The sequence below is a fragment of the Leptolyngbya sp. NK1-12 genome (genome assembly GCF_032598965.1).
GTDB lineage: Bacteria > Cyanobacteriota > Cyanobacteriia > Elainellales > Elainellaceae > Elainella.
Genome location: NZ_CP053587.1, coordinates 1,108,792 through 1,125,446, shown reverse-complemented (window position 1 = coordinate 1,125,446; position 16,655 = coordinate 1,108,792). Strand labels below are relative to the sequence as shown.

General features: G+C 47.5%; 11 protein-coding genes. 4 read left to right on the top strand and 7 right to left on the bottom strand.

Annotated elements, in window-relative coordinates:
* Positions 1-29 precede the first annotated feature (29 nt).
* Entirely contained in the window at positions 30-1,733 is a 1,704-nt protein-coding gene (locus tag HJG54_RS32860; protein WP_316436067.1) for a mechanosensitive ion channel family protein, read from the top strand.
* Between the two features lie 28 nt (positions 1,734-1,761).
* Here the strand turns inward: HJG54_RS32860 and HJG54_RS32855 are convergent, their stop codons facing one another.
* Positions 1,762-5,364, bottom strand: a complete 3,603-nt coding sequence (locus tag HJG54_RS32855; RefSeq protein ID WP_316436066.1) for a pentapeptide repeat-containing protein — start codon at positions 5,362-5,364, stop codon at positions 1,762-1,764.
* Between the two features lie 346 nt (positions 5,365-5,710).
* On the opposite strand from HJG54_RS32855, the gene HJG54_RS32850 reads away from it, so the two are divergent.
* Positions 5,711-6,784, top strand: coding sequence for a class I SAM-dependent methyltransferase (locus HJG54_RS32850; RefSeq protein ID WP_316436065.1), 1,074 nt, complete (start codon positions 5,711-5,713; stop codon positions 6,782-6,784).
* Positions 6,785-7,033: 249 nt separating this feature from the next.
* On the opposite strand, the gene HJG54_RS32845 is transcribed toward HJG54_RS32850, so the two are convergent.
* Both HJG54_RS32845 and HJG54_RS32840 read right to left on the bottom strand, forming a co-directional pair.
* Positions 7,034-8,017, bottom strand: a complete 984-nt coding sequence (locus tag HJG54_RS32845) for an alpha/beta hydrolase family protein (protein WP_316436064.1) — start codon at positions 8,015-8,017, stop codon at positions 7,034-7,036.
* 350 nt (positions 8,018-8,367) lie between these two features.
* A complete protein-coding gene (locus HJG54_RS32840; RefSeq protein WP_316436063.1) occupies positions 8,368-9,237 on the bottom strand; it encodes a DUF2382 domain-containing protein in 870 nt (289 codons plus the stop codon).
* Between the two features lie 466 nt (positions 9,238-9,703).
* On the opposite strand from HJG54_RS32840, the gene HJG54_RS32835 reads away from it, so the two are divergent.
* Positions 9,704-10,687: an S-layer homology domain-containing protein gene (locus tag HJG54_RS32835; RefSeq protein WP_316436061.1), complete on the top strand. Its 984-nt coding sequence runs from the start codon at positions 9,704-9,706 to the stop codon at positions 10,685-10,687.
* Between the two features lie 25 nt (positions 10,688-10,712).
* On the opposite strand, the gene HJG54_RS32830 is transcribed toward HJG54_RS32835, so the two are convergent.
* From HJG54_RS32830 to HJG54_RS32820, 3 genes are all read right to left on the bottom strand, one after another.
* On the bottom strand, positions 10,713-11,072 hold the full coding sequence (locus HJG54_RS32830; protein WP_316436059.1) for a DUF4359 domain-containing protein: 360 nt from the start codon (positions 11,070-11,072) through the stop codon (positions 10,713-10,715).
* 43 nt (positions 11,073-11,115) lie between these two features.
* On the bottom strand, positions 11,116-11,421 hold the full coding sequence (locus tag HJG54_RS32825; RefSeq protein WP_316436058.1) for a hypothetical protein: 306 nt from the start codon (positions 11,419-11,421) through the stop codon (positions 11,116-11,118).
* A 311-nt stretch (positions 11,422-11,732) separates the two neighbouring features.
* Positions 11,733-12,077, bottom strand: coding sequence for a hypothetical protein (locus HJG54_RS32820; protein ID WP_316436056.1), 345 nt, complete (start codon positions 12,075-12,077; stop codon positions 11,733-11,735).
* A 718-nt stretch (positions 12,078-12,795) separates the two neighbouring features.
* Here HJG54_RS32820 and HJG54_RS32815 point away from each other — a divergent pair.
* Positions 12,796-16,221 (top strand): hypothetical protein, encoded by a 3,426-nt coding sequence (locus tag HJG54_RS32815; RefSeq protein ID WP_316436054.1) that lies wholly within the window; start codon positions 12,796-12,798, stop codon positions 16,219-16,221.
* Between the two features lie 61 nt (positions 16,222-16,282).
* Here HJG54_RS32815 and HJG54_RS32810 read toward each other — a convergent pair whose 3' ends face one another.
* Entirely contained in the window at positions 16,283-16,540 is a 258-nt protein-coding gene (locus tag HJG54_RS32810) for a hypothetical protein (RefSeq protein ID WP_211627482.1), read from the bottom strand.
* Positions 16,541-16,655 lie beyond the last annotated feature (115 nt).

Genomic DNA, 16,655 nt, shown 5'->3' with positions numbered 1-16,655 from the left:
ATCAAACCAGTTGTTGCGTTGAAGAACCGATGCCTTGCTTTCAGTTGTTTTATTCTCGCCGTTCACGGATCTGCTTAAATTCCAGCTTTCGTTGGTTTACGCTTGTAATCTCGATTATTCTTAGCGTCAGTTTGTTATTTGGCCTTTTATCGCCTGCAATTGCTCAATTGCAAAATTCATCTGCGGCTCAAACGACCAATCCAACTGCCAGTCGAATTGCCAATCAAGCAACAGTTGTTCTGGATGGTCAACCTCTGTTTCAAATCAGCAGTTCTGAACAGTTCAGCGCGGAGGAGCGAGCTAGATTGATCAACGTGCAGCTCAGGGAAGCCGTACAGTCGAGCCAACCAATTCAGGTTCAGTTGGAGACGCGCAATCAGATGCCGGTGATTTTACTCAACAACCGGCATCTGTTGACGGTAACCAATCGGGATGCCGAATTGGGCTACACAGCCGACGAACAGGCCGCGCTTTGGACCGAGCAACTGCAAGACGCCCTATCCCAAGCCCAAACCGAACGCAGCAGCAGCTATTTACAGCAAATGGCGCTCGTAGCCGTGGCCGTACTCGCTCTGGCGGCTGGTCTCCACTGGTGCTTGGGTTGGCTGCATCGCCAAGCGTCTCGCTCCGCGCAACAGTGGATAGAATCGAGCGATCAGGCTGGCGACCAAGGTGTCACCAAAACATCGCGACTACTGCTCAAACTGCTTTTGTTACTGACTCGGACTGGCGTCTGGGTTATTGCCATCCTCTATATCACAAACCAGTTTCCGCTCACCCGGCAATGGAGTTACCAAATCACGGCGGTGCTGATTTCTAGTTTCACAGCTCCCGTCCTCAGCTTAGGCAGAAATTTTTATTCTGTTACCGATTTACTGATTCTGCTGGGGCTGATGTTGGCGCTGATCATTGCCGCCGGCATGGTAACAAACATCATCAGGTCCAGAGTTCTAAGCTTAGCCGGAATCGGACGCGGCCCACAAGAAGCGATTGCAGTGATCACCAAATACACGCTGATTACAATTGGGGCTTTGGTGCTGCTTCAGGTTTGGGGGCTGGATATCAGCTCTTTAACCATTTTGGCTAGTGCTTTGGGGGTTGGGATTGGGTTTGGGCTACAGGATATCGCTAAAAACTTTGGCAGCGGTTTGGTGTTGGTGTTTGAACGCCCGATTCAGGCCGGTGATTTTGTTGAGGTAGGAGAGTTCAAAGGCGTGGTGGAGCGGATCGGTGCCCGCCGGACTGAGTTGCGCACCCTTGACCATGTCTCGATTCTGATTCCCAATTCTCGCTTTCTAGAAAAAGAGGTGATCAACTGGAGTCACAGCAATCCCCTATCACGGCTGCATATTCCGGTTAGCGTTGCCTACAGTACAGATCCACAAGCAGTACAAACGACCCTGACGGAGGTGGCTCAAAATCATCCCGATGTGCTGGCCATGCCCTTACCGCAGGTCTGGTTTACCGGCTTCGGAGACAGCGCACTCCAATTTGAACTCCTGGTCTGGACACGAGATCCAAGCCGCCAGTACATCCTTAGAAGTGAACTGAACTACCGCATCTACGCTGCACTGAAACAGGCACAAATCGAAATTCCCTTTCCACAGCACGATTTGCATTTGCGCTCTGGTAACTTCGGGCTATCGCCCCAACTTGAATCAGCGCTAATTCGTCTCTCCAACCAGTTTCCATCTAACGGTCAACCAAACAAGCAGGAGAATCAGAATGACTGAATGAGCTAGAAGGGGTATGCCAAGCTTCTTAAAGATCGGTTTCGATCGCTCCCAATGCTGACAATATTGTTTTTTGTGCCTCAGTTAATCCTGTTATTCCGGTGATGTTCATACCCTCATAGGGACGATTGGTTCTCAATGCCCCTAGACATGTTCCCGTTTTGCTATTCCACAGCTTAATCGTTTCATTTGCGCTACTAGTTGCAAGTTGTTCTCCAGCAGGATGAAAACTCACAGATAAGATGCGATCACTATGATCTTGAAGCGTATGTAGACATTCTCCCGTCTGCACATCCCACAGTTTCGCTGTAGAATCCTTACTGCCACTGACTAACTGTGTACCATCAGGACTGAACTGAACCGACATCACCCAATTTTGGTGGCCTAAAAACGTTCGCAAAAGTTTTCCATCTTGCGTATCCCATAGTTTAACCATATAATCCTCACTGCTAGTAGCGAGGGTTTTACCATCAGGGGCAAAAGCAATCCCCCACACCGCACTGGTATGACCAGATAGGGTCTGCAACACCTCTCTGCTTGGGACATCCCACAAGTTCACCGTCCCATCCGCATTGCCGCTCGCCAGAGTTGTTCCATCGGGGCTAAAAGCAACAGCCAAGACCCAATTGCCAGCGGATTGTAGGGGGCGCATGGGGTTTCCAGTTTGGATATCCCATAGCCTGATGGTGCCGTCGTAGCTACCGCTCACGAGCATCGTGCCGGTTGGATTGAAATCGATCGACAATACCCAATCCGTGTGGCCTTGGAAGGTTCGCAAAAGCTTGCCAGTCTGACTATCCCATAGCTTGATTCTGTAGTCAGCACTCGCGCTAGCCAGCAGCCGACCATCCGGGCTAAAGCGTACCGATAGGACCCAACCGCGATGGCCTAGCAGTGTTGCTGAACGCTTGCCTGTATTCAGATCCCAGAGCTTTACCGTATAGTCAGCACTGCCGCTGGCCAGCCATCGACCATCCGAGCTGAAATCAATTGACCAGACCCAATTGGTATAGCCTTGCAAGCTGTTCAACAATTGCTTTGTCTGCACATCCCAAAACTTCACTGTACAGTCTGCCCCGCTGCTAGTAAGGACCCGACCATCGGGGCTGAAACCAACAGATAAAACACAGTCCTGATGCCCTGGCAAAGTGTTCAGAAGGCTGCCGGTCTCGACATCCCATAGCCTCACCGTGTGATCATGGCTGCTACTGGCGAGCAGAGTGCCGTCAGGGCTAAAGCTCACGGACCCGACCCAATCCTGGTGCCCTCGCAGCGTGTGCAATAGCTTGCCGGTACTGATATCCCAGAGTTTCACTGTGTGATCGTAACTGCCGCTGGCAACGATCCTGTCATCCGGACTAAAGCAAACCGACCAGACCCAGTGGTCATGACCTTCTAGCGCCCTCAGAAGCCGCCCGGTCTCGACATCCCACAGCTTGATGATGCAGTCATCTCCGCCACTGACAAGCGTCGTGCCATCGGCACTAAAGCAAACGGACCACACCCATTTGTCATGCCCCTGCATGGTAGCGACCAGTTCGCCAGTTCTAACATCCCAGAGTTTCACTGCGCAGTCTGCGCCACCGCTAGCCAGTAGCCGACCATCGGGACTGAAGCGAACCGTCATGACACTCATGCTTTCCTGGATCGTGCGCAGCAATTGCCCCGTTTGGACGTCCCAGAGTTTGATCAGGCGGTCGGCACTGGCGGTAACTAAGGTCGAGTTGTCAGGGCTGAAGTGGGTTGCCCAGACCCAGTTGTTGTGGGCTGAGATGGAGCGGATGAGTTGAGTGTCTGCGATGCGCCAAAGTCGAACATGCCCATCGTATTCTCCAGTTGCCATCCACTTGCCATCGCGGCTCAAGGCAGTTGAAAAGATAGCGGTAAAGTTTTGGATAAAATCTGATCGATCAAAGCGGGACTGGGAAAAGTTGACGTGATGGAAATTGGCATCCCGCAGATAAGCCTGCCGAAGCGTTAAATTTGAGAAGTCAAAGCCAGTCAAATCAAGGTTTAAATGACAGCAGAGGTTGATCAAATTGCCGGCACCATAGCCGCTACAGGTCGCTTCCGTCTGCCGAATCCTGAGCAAGAGCTTTAGAATTTGCTGATTGAGCGCAGCCTGGGAACTGAAGGTGCTGCGAAATTGGTCAGCAATGGGTTGCAAAATTAGCCGAACCTGGGTTTCGCGAATGTAGTCTTTTACGGTGGTTTTGATTAACGCATAACGCAGAAATGCAGCCAGTTCTGTTGTGTTTAATTCCCTGCTAATTTTTTCAATCAATCGATTGCTGACATATTCCATCACTACAGGTTGTTGCGTGTAGCGACCTGCTCGGGTTTCGATCAGCGAACGCCATTTCAATGATTCCAGTGATTCGAGCAACTGAGTTCGAGATACGGCTGGAATAATATCCTCTACCAGTTCAGCAATCGTTGTCCATTCCCGATTGATCGCTAACCAGTACATAATAACTTGTTCTAAATAGGAAAGTCGTTCGAACTGCTGTTCTAACAGCCGATGTATACCATTGAACAAGCTAGCGTTTTGTTCTAAGAACAATTCAATCTCACCATCAAACAGTTCATGGATAATACTGGAAACTACCTTTAACGCCAACGGATTATGGCTATAGCGTTCACTCAAGCGCTGACATTGAGTACCAGAACCAATTAATTCTTGCTGCAAAATGGGTTGGGTGATCTCGATCGAGCCGCTTAGTTGCAGCGATCGCACTGGCGCATCCATACCTTCCATTTCCAGAAGCTCCAACGGTTTCTCGCGGCTGGTTAGAATAACACAGCTTTGATGCGCGGTTTTGCCAATCACCTGCCACAGTTCTCCATAATTCTCATAGCCAGCGCGGTAGTGCCCAGCCCGATCGCCCTCCTGAAACACAGTTTCTACGTTATCCAGAATCAGTAAACAGCGAGCCGAGCGGAAATAACGCAATAGCTGGTTCAGTCCACCGTGGGGTTCTTGCTGATGCGATAGAAATAGAACGAGATCGGCTAGCAGGGTTTCAAGGGAGGGGGCATTGCGGAGCGAACGCCAGATCACGTAGTCGAAAGAGTGGGTGGGTGGAGAGGTGGAGGGGTGATGGGGTAAAATCTGCCCCTCCGTACCCCCACTCCCAACCAGTTGGTGTGCTAATTTGACTGCCAGCGAACTTTTGCCTACTCCGCCAATCCCTAGCAGGGTAATCAGACGACAGTGGTCTTGCCTAATCCACTGTTCTAGAGTAGCCAGTTCTTGGCTGCGCCCGTGGAAGGAGCTAATATCAATGGCATCGCCCCAGTCGGTGTGAGTGATGGGATCGAGGGCTGAGGTAGAAGCAAACCGTTCTCCTGCGCCTTCTCGCCATTTCTCCTGCCAGCATCGCCCCAAAACGGTTCGAACATTGGTTTTCGTCACCCGCGCCCCTAAGGCTTGGCTCAGTAGTTTCCAGAATTTGGGGCCGCTATCTTGAGCCACATAGGTGACAGAGTAGCCTAAAGCGTCGGCAATTTCCTGATAGGTTTGCTCGTGCCACACTCCATCGAGCAGGGCAACTTCTAACTTGTTGAGAGAACTGCCCCGGTAAGCCAGCACAGCTTCGTTTGCAGTCTCTAGGGCGTGTTGAAACTCCATTGGACGCGAACGCGATTGGGCTACTCGTCAATCCTACTCTGATGTGGTCTGACAATGCCCCATTGCAAGAGTTTCTTAGCATTTCTAAGCCGATTTAGCTGGTGCCCGACCGGCTGATCCTCAGGTTCAGAATCATCAAATACCTGAACTTTTCCTGAACTTCAGGTTGAGACTATAGGGCTACTGTAGAAACATCACCAAAAGGTGCTGAACGGCGAATTTCCTTTCCCAACCCCCTATTCATAGAAGTCCCCCAAAATTGGGGAATGTAGGAGACAACGAGCGTGAACCGCCAATTAGAAATGTATGCGTACACAACTGTAACTTGTAACAACAGGAGAAACCTATGACAACTCAAACCCTGGATTCAACCAAAGCTGAACAATTTGCAGAACGTATGCTGGAAATTCTCAACAGCGGCGCATTGTGCCTGATGATTTCAATTGGACACCGGACTGAATTGTTCGACACTTTAGCCAAACTGCCGCCCTCTACCAGCCAACAGATTGCCGATGCTAGCGGACTCAATGAGCGGTATGTGCGGGAATGGCTGAATGCAATGGCTGTCGGACGGTTTGTAGACTATGACCCAACCCAACGCACCTATGCGCTGCCACCTGAGCATGCTGCCTTTCTAACCCGATCGGCAGGGGCGGACAACATCGCCACCTATGCCCAAGAAATTGGAGTCTTGGCACCGGTAGAAGACCAAATCGTGGAGTGCTTCCACAAGGGCGGTGGTGTGCCTTACTCTGCCTTTAATCGCTTCCACGAAGTCATGGCCGAGGACAGTGGACAGACCGTTGTGGCGGCCTTAGAGGATCATATTCTGCCGCTAGTGCCTGGTTTGGTTGATGCGCTGATTCGTGGCATTGATGTACTGGATGTGGGCTGTGGCAGCGGTCGTGCGCTGAACCGATTGGCAACCTTATTTCCCAATAGTCGGTTCACGGGCTATGACCTGTGTGAAGACGCGATTGCGGTCGCGATGAATGCAGCTCAAGAACGCAAACTCACGAATGTGCAATTTCAAGTCAAAGATACAACGCTGCTCAATGAAGTTGAACGCTATGACTTGATCACCACCTTTGATGCAGTTCACGATCAGGCCAGACCTGATACGGTACTGCGCAATATTTACAACGCACTGCGACCAGATGGCGTTTATCTGATGCAGGATATTCATGCGTCCACTGAAGTCAGCGGTAATCTCGATCACCCGCTTGCTCCACTTTTGTATACGATTTCCTGTATGCATTGTATGACCGTATCGTTAGCAGCAGGTGGCATGGGGTTGGGTACGATGTGGGGGCAAGAGCAAGCCTTACAGCTGCTGAGAGCTGCAGGATTTGCCAGCATTGAGATCAAGCAGCTACCGCATGACATCATGAACGATTACTACATAGTCAAAAAGGGCTAGTAAAACCGATGTGTCAATTCTGTCAATTGGGTTCAATCACACAACGGTTGCAGCGCAATCAAGCAAAAAATCTTGGGCAAACTACCAGCCAATTTGCAGCAACCATTGAGGCAACCCCATCAACTTCAAAAATCAGAACTACACTGGAAAATTCTGGAATGAAGAACCATGATCACACCCAAATTCCTAGAAATCATGGCCTCATACAACACTCCGACTTCTGAAACAAGAATGATGTGTTACTTGAACTTACTTTCGCTCGAATGCCGCGACCAGGGGATTGTTGGCAGCTAGCAGGCGATCGAGCGCTTCGAGGGCTGGTGTTTGGTGACGAACATGGGCATCGATGAATAAACCGATTGCTTCCGCCATTAATTCCCGCAGTTGTGCTGGTGGCTGAGTCGTTGGAAAGTCCAGAAAGGGCCGACCGGTAGTGGCATCAAACGGATCGGCAATCGAAAAATGGTTGGCCCCCTCCAGCAGCAGCAGATAGCTATCCCCTCGACCACCGGCAATCGCATCTTGAAAGGTGCGCAGAACTGGAGTGGTCGCGTTTTCCCAAGTCACTCCATAGCGATGGCTGCTCTTGGCAATTACACCATCCTCGGTTCCGCCAATCAATAGGAGTGGCAAGGAATCTGGCAGAGGTAAGATTGTATTCGGCGGATACCCTAGCTGGACTGTTGCCGCTGTATGGGCACCGTAGGCAAACGATCCGACAATCTGTGGAAAAAACTGAGAACCTGCACTTTCGATGGCGACCCGACCACCAGCAGAATGCCCGCCCAGAATGATTTGGTCTAGGTCAAGCAGACCGGCCAAAACCCCATCCACTTGTAATTGCTCCAACGCTCTCAGCAGGGCCGGTAGGGCAGAAGCCGTTGGACCTTTGCCATACATACCAGGAGTCAACATCTTCAGATCAACTCCTGGCGTGAGAGCTACCATTCCTGGTATATTTTCAGACACCCAGGCAAAGGTCACAACTACCAATCCACACCCTGCCAACTGAACCGCCAGCCATTGATACAGCTCAGGGCCGCAGTTAATTCCGTTAAAAAAAACCACAACCTTGAATGGAGCCTGTCGAGTGTCCGCAGGCACAACACCCAGATCCTGTTCTTGATCACTGCCAGTCATGTGAGCTGGATAAAAAACCTTGAGATGAATAGTGTTATAGGGAGAAGCAGCCTCCTCAACCGTAGCAGCTCGGAAAAATGCTCGAATATTCATGGCATAAAATTCTAGCTACTCTAAATTCAGTCCATTTTATCAACAGTTTGTAACAAAGCCAAAAAGCTTGAAAGATATATGAGAAAGTCACTTTTTTGCTTAATTCTCTACCCAGTATGTTCAGCAATGTTACAGCCTTTTTCAGGCTAATGAAGATACGAAAAACAGGGTGCAGGGGCAGTACCCCTACACTCCCTATACCTCACATGAGTGAAAACCGCTGTATACGAACAGATAGGACTAATTGGGAAAAATGGCATCAAAAACAACAAGGGCAGAACCACCAATCTGAACCGCAATTGATTCACAAATTGGCTAGTCCTGCCCTAATGAAAGTTATACAGATCAGCTTAACGATTCCGATTCCGGTTTTGATCTCTATTACGATCTACAGCTGAGCGGCCTTCTGTGTCCAAATCGAGTTCCTCTCGACGTACCGTTTCATCAGCTTCAACCGTATCCTGCTCCACCACTTTCTTGACCCGAACTTCCTCACGCACAAATGCCTCTTTCCGCACCTCAGGAGTTTCTTCGTAGACTTCCATCCGAGCCACTTCTCCTTCTTGGAAGGCATCGGCTGCATTAGACACCGCACCAGAGGTCGGAGTAGTCCGCTCAATCACAACGCGCTCTTTTTCGATTGGAACCGCGACACGAGCCGTTTCAGTTTCGACATGTTTGCCGACAGAGACCTCCCCAGTCTTCTGGCGCTGCTTGTTGGCAACCAAGCGTTCCTCATAGAGTTTGAGCGACTGGTGATTCTGCTCATTCAAATGATAGAGACCTGGATCGCGGTCATAGCTATAGGTATTGCGGTCATAGGCTGTCGTGCTTGGCGCAGTCGCCGTGTTCATCACGTTCGGACGATAGGTGCCTCTGACCTGTTCTTCATAGTCGTAATCAACCTTATCCAGTTCATCGAAATTCGGCAGATCTTGGACTTGCTGCTTCGTCAAACCCTTGACATTAATGCGGCGATCGCTGTAGCTAATGTTTGCTAAACCGATGGGTAGCAACACTTTCTTACCAAAGATCCAAAAGCCTGTATCCACTACCAGATAGCGAATTCGCCCGGTTTGATCATCAACCAGAATATCGTCAATTGAACCGACCTTTTCGTCAGCTTGTGTGTAAACATCAAAACCTTTTATGTCTGACCGACCATCCGTGTCAGCGTCGCGGTGCTCAGGATAAAAATCTGCTAGCTTTACTAGAGGCATATCTCAGTATTCCTTGCAATTCATCATTGTTTCCCATAGTAAGGATCGGCTAAGCTAGAACATCTTGCTATCGGATGAAATGTCAGAAACGGAGCAAATCCAATCAAGCATACAGCTATGGCAATCATCCGTAGAAAATTAAACGTGAGGATGTATCTGGGTAAATCAGATTAGCTCAGGCTATTGAACAAATCAGCAATTAAATCTTTGGCAAGAGAACTTTGACAATCAAACTTTAACAATCAAACCCTCAGTAGGTGATACAAGTTTATTAACAGAACTCTTCGTATAGAACAATACATTTTTATGCGTTAAACTAATCGCTCAATACACTGAATGGTTATACTACTATTCCATTAGATAGAGAAATCAAAAGCATGTAGTCATTAAACTGAGGTGGAAGTAAATATATAGGCATGGCGTAAAGAATTGGAGAAGTACAGTGTTTAGGCTTTTTGATCGTGCATTGACCAGTAAAGCTCTATTGATTCCAGGTTTGATCGCTGGATCGGTAGCTGGAGCCGCTACAATTCTACCTCTCTGCAACCGCGTTCTCGCTGCTCCGGAGCAAGCTGCCCCTAATCAAAATCAAACAGCTCCCTTTCCAGATATTCAAAACCATTGGGCGCAGCCCTTTATCGAAACTTTGGCAGCACAGGATATTATTGCCGGTTATCTAGATGGCACCTTCCGACCAGAAAATCCGGTAGCGCGAGATGAGTTTGCAGCAATGGTTCGACAGTCCTTTAATCAAGAGGCAGAACGACAACTGGAAAGCGGTAGTGTATACGAGGATGTACCAACCGATTACTGGGCAGCCCCAGCCATTGAAGAAGCTGCCGAAATGGGGTTTATGCAAGGTTATCCGGACGGTACGTTTCGGCCTAATGATTCTATTTCCAGAGTCGAAGCTATTTCCACTTTAGCCAGCAATTTGAATTTAGCAGCTTCAGCTCCCAGTAGCGCCGAGGCCACTCAGGACTCAGCCGACACGCCCCAAGCCACTACACCAACCCGCTCTGCTCGGCGGCGAGCGGCAAGAAACCCCTTTCCTTTTCCGCTGGCGTTGACCTACTTTATGGCCCCTGTCGTCGCGAGTCCGGCAAGAGTACAGCCGCAGTCGCCCACACCCGCAGCCCCGGCACCTAGCCCTGAAGCGCAAGCGGCAGATCCCCAGACCGAGCCAGCCCAATCCCCAACTCCGCTGACTATCAACGACTACTATGTTGATGCTGACCAGATTCCTCAACCCGCCACTGAGAATGTACTCGCAGCAACCAAAGCAGGAGTGGTTGTGAACCACCCCGACCCTCAGGTGCTCAACCCCAATCGGCCTGCAACACGCGGAGAAGTAGCAGCCTTGATCCACCAAGCTTTAGTCACTCAAGGCAGGCTAGAGCCATTGCCTGACGATACTGCGGCTACAAACTATATTGTTGGAGGCAGTTAGCTTGAAATAAGCAGGTCATCTCAGGTCATCTCACGGCCAGCAAGCTTTGCTGGCTATGGAGTTTAGGCTGGGGCACAAACATCTTGCCAACCCCGATACTGCGATGCTGCAACCCCAAAAAGTTTGTTGTGTAGAGGCTGAAGAAAACAAAGTTCTGCTGCTGGCTGTAGCTAGCGATTAGCTTAGCAGCCTGATCGGTTGGCAAAAGGCTAATGGTTGAACAGGCGACATGCATCGCCGGAGGCTGCTGCACCTGTTGACAAGTTGTGGTTTGAAACGTCCAGACTAGATGTTCTGCATACTCCTGCTTGTCTGGGTTCGTAGCTGCCAATAGCGAAAATAGGGCAGTAAGAAACAAGGCTGGAACGGGAATAAGTCGTGGCATTTTGATACTCCTAAAGTAGCTAAATTGATCAGAACATCATTTTCTAAAAATTCTCGTAGCGTTGGATCTGTTGTACATCCGAGTCGTTGAGGAAGAGGCCAAAATCATCAGTTAGGTATTGTTCCCAAAGAATGCAATGCATTGGAATTACAATCATCGTGATGTTCTCTCGCCCAATAATTAGCACTGGCTGGCCCATCTGCAATGTGGCATGACAGATCAGTTCATGGAGCCGGGCTGGATAGTCTCTTCCTTGCCATCTAATCCGTCCTGGTGCAAAAACAGCAATTGGCTTGATCACAGTGGCTGGAGTTCCTTGGGGAAACATTTCGCGTGTGGGAGGTTTCATAGGTCATTTCAAGTAAGAATGTGATTGGCAATGGACAAAACGGCAATAAAATAGCCGGAAGAAATGGTATTTACCACCTCCACCGGCTTGTGCAACTCACATGCATCAAACGGTCTAGTCGATTGATTTACAGCGTTTTTCACTCATGTGAGGTACAGGGGGTGTGGGGGCAGTGCCCTTGCACCCCGTTTTTCGTACCTCACTAGCCTGAAGAAGGCTGTACAGGTATATTCGCGTTGTACCAACCTCTCGTAATCTGGATTGCAGTTTCAATTTCAGCAGAATTTGCTCTTGAATTTGCTCTTGATGTACTAGAGGTATTTTTGAACCTGCTGAAGCCAACGAACAATAGGTGCGAGATCTTGATCAGGAATATAAACGTTGTAGCTTCTGCCAGCTTTCATCAGCAGCCGTACCTTATGTTTCTGCGATCGATCCGTCACAATCTGGAACTCACCAAACCCTGAGGTCAAGCAAATATCGAGTTGCATGCCCAGTACAAGCGAAAGATCGGGGGGGATTTTCACACTCAGTTCCATCGGGCTTGATGACGCTTCTGCTCCAGACGACGTTGCTGGATGCTGATACGTCAGTTCCAATCGAATTCGTTCCGGATGAGTTTGAATCAAATGCGACAAATCTACGAAATGCTCCATTGAAGGTGTCCTTAATTGCTAAAGCGAATCAGTTGCTGAACCAAAGTAACTAAACCATCTCAGGACAGCGCTCATACCATGTATAGCCATTCAACGCATGGGTGGTTATTAGTGGATTACTGGTGAGCAAAATGGTGAGCCTGCCCTGCTCTTCAGACCGTAGAGTATGTTTGGTATCTGTCCGTCGTACGATGTGGCTGAGCTGCCGGAAACAGTTGGTGAATACATTGGCCAAACTGGTGATGCATCACGCCTTCGACATTTCAGTTGGCCGATGGAGGATTGAAATCAACAATTAAAACAAAGAAAATCGAAGCAAGGATATAGATAGAGCTTGAAGACTATCCTCAAAGTTTGAATTCAGCTTGATCATCAGAATACTACAAGAATTCATAACTGTCTATTTATTTGTGTGTTTATGATCAAGCCATATGTCCAAGTTGGGCAGGCATACCATACATCTCTAGTAATACATTAAAAATCGCGTCAAACTGTTATCTAAGGCACATATTTACACCAGTCAAGGTTCACCTTCAAAGTAAAACCCATCCAAATCACAAATTAATTCCGTTGAAATCGCTCATTCCTAGCTTAAGCTGTTATAATAATGCACCTAAAGAAGAACTTCAACTAAAAGGTAGCTTTATTCTGTACATTTTGTACATATCAAACAGATTAATATCGCTGTTTGCTGTTCATTACAAATCGCGAGGCCTGTATGCAGGATCAGGACAAATCAGCGTTTTCGTCTCAAGAAATAACTAGCAGCCAAGCCAACCTAGAGGAGGCTGACCGCAGCCGTCGTGATCAAGACGATCAAAATCGGGACAAGGCTGTGTATGAGTATCTGCTCAGCCTCAGCGATCTAGATCTATCAGTCAGCAGGCGCGGCAAAGGGAAAAAAGATCATGACAGCAAAGACAGGGAGAAGGTCGAAGTTCCGACGCCGAACGAAAGCAGCCTTGCCAAACAGTGGGGAGTTGAACGAATTTTCATTCGCCGGGTACTTCGTTCTGTACTCTATGAAACCTACTATGCCCATGAAAAAAAAGAAAAAGAGCCTGTACCAGGATTGACCTTGGGTAAATTAATCAAAATATTGACTTCTCTCCAGATTCACCGCAAGCAACTTTCGGTAACAGACCAGAAAGTACCACGCATTCTCACTCGTGCCGAAAAATTGCGGGCTTTGCAAAAGTTCTTTCAGCTCTCAACCACCGAACGAGAAACTCTAGATCTGCCCGTTCATCCTGCCGAAGTCTTACTTCAACGCCTATTTGAGGATGCAACTGATCCAATTAAAGGCATGCAGTTTGAAAATGCGGTACAACTCTATACAAGCTTTTTACAGCAATCATCGCTGCTGCCTACCCTGGAAACTGAAACTTTGTTTCCTCATGATGGTGACCGAAAAAGCATAGCTAAGGATTTGATCCGAGAGACCGTAATTCACCTGATCAATCCGTATTTCAATGAGTCAGGGGATAAACGCAAACAAGAAAAAACTGATGATTTGGTGGAGAAAGTCGAGCGAGAAATTAGCCGCATTGAGTTTCAAGCCGGAATCAAGCAGGCGGAGTTTTTCTTGGGAAATAAGCTAAAGAAGGAAATTCAACAAAAGTATGCAGAATACCTGACGCCGCAATTTGTGAAACGCTTGGCTCGTTCGGTTGTTGAAAATGAAATTTTAACCGACGAATTTCCGATTTACTTAAAATACTTTGAAGTTGAAAAAGTTAGGCCGTTGCCGCTCTATGTCAAAGCAGCAGAGCGAGAGATAGGCTTGCTGAACCCAGCACTGCTAGAACATGGAGAAGACGAAGATCGAATTAATGGCCTAGAGCGTCAGGTTGCTTACAAAGTCAAAGTACACTTTTACATTAAACTGCCCGATGAATATGAAGTCGCTTTTCCCCACATTATGATAATCAGGCAGGAATCGGGCTATAGACGGCTCGATTTTTCTGAAGAAATCACCGGAATTGGTAGCCCGCTTTCCCACATCATTGCAGTGATCAATCGCATTTTATTTTGGGATATTCCGGCAATCAAAGATTATTTGCCCATTCCTGATGAGGTTCTGAATCATGACGAATCGGTGGGTGGTAGTAACCATAGCCCGGTCTGGTCCTACAGTTTGGTACGACTATACAAGTTTGACGATATTGATAGAGCAATTCTTCAAGGAAAAAAATGTGAACAAGTTGCTGAATCACCAGTTGTAGCTTACGGTGAATTTTGTGGCTTTGATCTAGTGGAAGTTGCGGCAAACGCAGCGCTTCATGCCCGATTGAGGGTGATTCAACAGCTTGGAGTTGATCCTAAACAGTATCTCAAGGAGTTATGTTATCGAGTTGAAGAACGAGAAGCATTGATGCGAGCCAAGTCACGGCTTTCTGTGTATCCATTCTCGCTAAGAGCAATGGAAGGAGAATTAGAACAGACGATTTTTAACAGCCGCTATCGCAGGAAGGATAAAGATTTTGCGTTCGTTAAGCAGGAGGAAAGTGCAACCTGGAGTTTCACTGCCTATGATGCCCATCTCGAAATTGCTGAAGCAAATTTAAAAGAGGGGCTTTACCGAGTTGCTAAAAAATATCTAGAAGCTGTTCAGGACTACTTTAATCAAAATTCGATTGCGTTTTTGGGCAATGCCATCTATGCCAAATATCATTTCTGCCTGTTTCGCTATGCCTACTTAAGTGATCTAGACGATCCAGAATGTCCTTATCCAGATCGCTATCAGGCGGTACGAGCAGCCGAGAGTCAGTTAGAAGAAGCACAGAAATGCCTTGATAGACGCCTAGAGAAGTACTGTAAGCTCAATGAATTGCCCCAAAGTAATTTTCATCCTCACTTTCATTTGCTGTCAAGGCTCTATGCCCACCAAGCTAAACTCTACATTTTCTTTCCAGCCTATACCAGAGAAGTTAGCCGGTGGAATTCGCTGCTAAAAGCATTACAGCTATTGGAAAAAGCCAGAATCTGTGCTGCACGGGATGGCGATCCCACCCTTTATGCCCAATGGTCAGCCTATCAAAGCTGGTGCTATTTGATGCTGGCTTATAGAAGTGAGCAAAGCCAGTTTCCTGACCCAGAATTTAGCCAAGACAAGTGCATTGATTGGGCAAAGCGATTAATTTCCCATGCGCTGCTCTGCTACTCTTCTACGGGAAAAACCTGCTATCAGCAAATCAAAGACAACGGTGGCAAAGTTACCGAGGATGAATATGATCCACGTCACTCACAGTCCCAAGATTCTGAAACACTAGCAACGGGAGAACCCAAGACTCGACCGATTGTTGGAAAAAAATACTACGAATCTTACGGTAAAACTAAGGTGCAAATAGTGCCGCTAATTCAAGAACTAAGTGGCGAAAGCGGCAGAGATGCTCAGATCTACGATGTGCAAAACAATATGCTGAGTTTAGATATGTCGCTTCTCAAGGAAATCCGACCTAACGACTGGGATTCAGTCTATTTGTTCGGCAGCATCTCCAGCATTATTCTGTTTGCAATGGGAATGCTAGAACTCTGTGAGGAACTGCAAAATCGACAGCAGTTACTGCAGTCGATTGAACAGAAGGCGCTGCGCATGTTTACCTACTGCTGGGCAATTGCTTCGGATGGCACTGAGCGCAACCCGGACAGTTCTTTTCCAGAAGATGCGATTGTTCTAGATCGAGTGTTTGAAGATGCGACCTTCAACCAATCAGGAGATTTGCTGTTACGAGGGCTATATCCTCATCGGCTAACTCAGTTTGCCGATCTAGGCAAAATTTTTGTGGCCGTGTGCAAACTGCTCTTAGTTATCTCTGATCCATCCGTAGAACGCTTTTACACAGGTGAAATTCAGCAATGGGACAAGGTGAATGAGTCGGTGAAAACTCACTTAGCCAAAATTGTCCAATTAATGGCAGAACTGCGCTCAAATAACAACTTTCCCACACCGGAAACGCTGGGGCAACAACGCTACAATGGGCATCTGGCTGAGCACTTTAAAAACGTTGAGCAGTATTTTTCTCAACTGCTTGCACAGCTCAAATCTAAGCAGCTCAAATCTCTTGATATTATCGATAATCGCAATAAAATCGTAGCAAATATTTTTGAAATTATTCGCGGGTATAGTGATATAACGTCTTAGGTTAATACATGAAGCTAAGGTATACAGCCACTACCTGAAGATTATTATTGCATTCTTGAATTTAACGCTCAAACAGAACAATTTCCTCAATTATTTTGCTAATTCCTCTTCTATATTCCACCAAAATTTTACCGTTGTCTTTAATGCTCTTCTCACTTAAAAACTTATAGGTTCCTAAAGCATCTATAATCACAGCTTCTCTTTCTTCCATCGTAATATCCTGCTGTAAATCGAGTTGATTCTTTTGCCGCTTTATTTTCACAATTGAATCAACTATCCGATTGATTTGCTCAAATTTGAGCTTGGAAGGGGTTGACATAGTTGAATAGGGATTGAGTAGTGAGTTTTATAGATTTGCGTTTAGGAATGCCCTTTTGGGTCATACGATAGCTTAGCCAAAAAGCAGATTTTTTGGAAGTAGATAGGACACCCTT

Excerpts from the sequence above, each read along its gene's own strand:
- HJG54_RS32815 (WP_316436054.1), top strand. The coding sequence starts at position 12,796 with ATGCAGGATCAGGACAAATCAGCGTTTTCGTCTCAAGAAATAACTAGC.
- HJG54_RS32855 (WP_316436066.1), bottom strand. The coding sequence starts at position 5,364 with ATGGAGTTTCAACACGCCCTAGAGACTGCAAACGAAGCTGTGCTGGCT.
- HJG54_RS32840 (WP_316436063.1), bottom strand. The coding sequence starts at position 9,237 with ATGCCTCTAGTAAAGCTAGCAGATTTTTATCCTGAGCACCGCGACGCT.
- HJG54_RS32830 (WP_316436059.1), bottom strand. The coding sequence starts at position 11,072 with ATGCCACGACTTATTCCCGTTCCAGCCTTGTTTCTTACTGCCCTATTT.
- HJG54_RS32825 (WP_316436058.1), bottom strand. The coding sequence starts at position 11,421 with ATGAAACCTCCCACACGCGAAATGTTTCCCCAAGGAACTCCAGCCACT.
- HJG54_RS32860 (WP_316436067.1), top strand. The coding sequence starts at position 30 with ATGCCTTGCTTTCAGTTGTTTTATTCTCGCCGTTCACGGATCTGCTTA.
- HJG54_RS32845 (WP_316436064.1), bottom strand. The coding sequence starts at position 8,017 with ATGAATATTCGAGCATTTTTCCGAGCTGCTACGGTTGAGGAGGCTGCT.
- HJG54_RS32820 (WP_316436056.1), bottom strand. The coding sequence starts at position 12,077 with ATGGAGCATTTCGTAGATTTGTCGCATTTGATTCAAACTCATCCGGAA.
- HJG54_RS32810 (WP_211627482.1), bottom strand. The coding sequence starts at position 16,540 with ATGTCAACCCCTTCCAAGCTCAAATTTGAGCAAATCAATCGGATAGTT.
- HJG54_RS32850 (WP_316436065.1), top strand. The coding sequence starts at position 5,711 with ATGACAACTCAAACCCTGGATTCAACCAAAGCTGAACAATTTGCAGAA.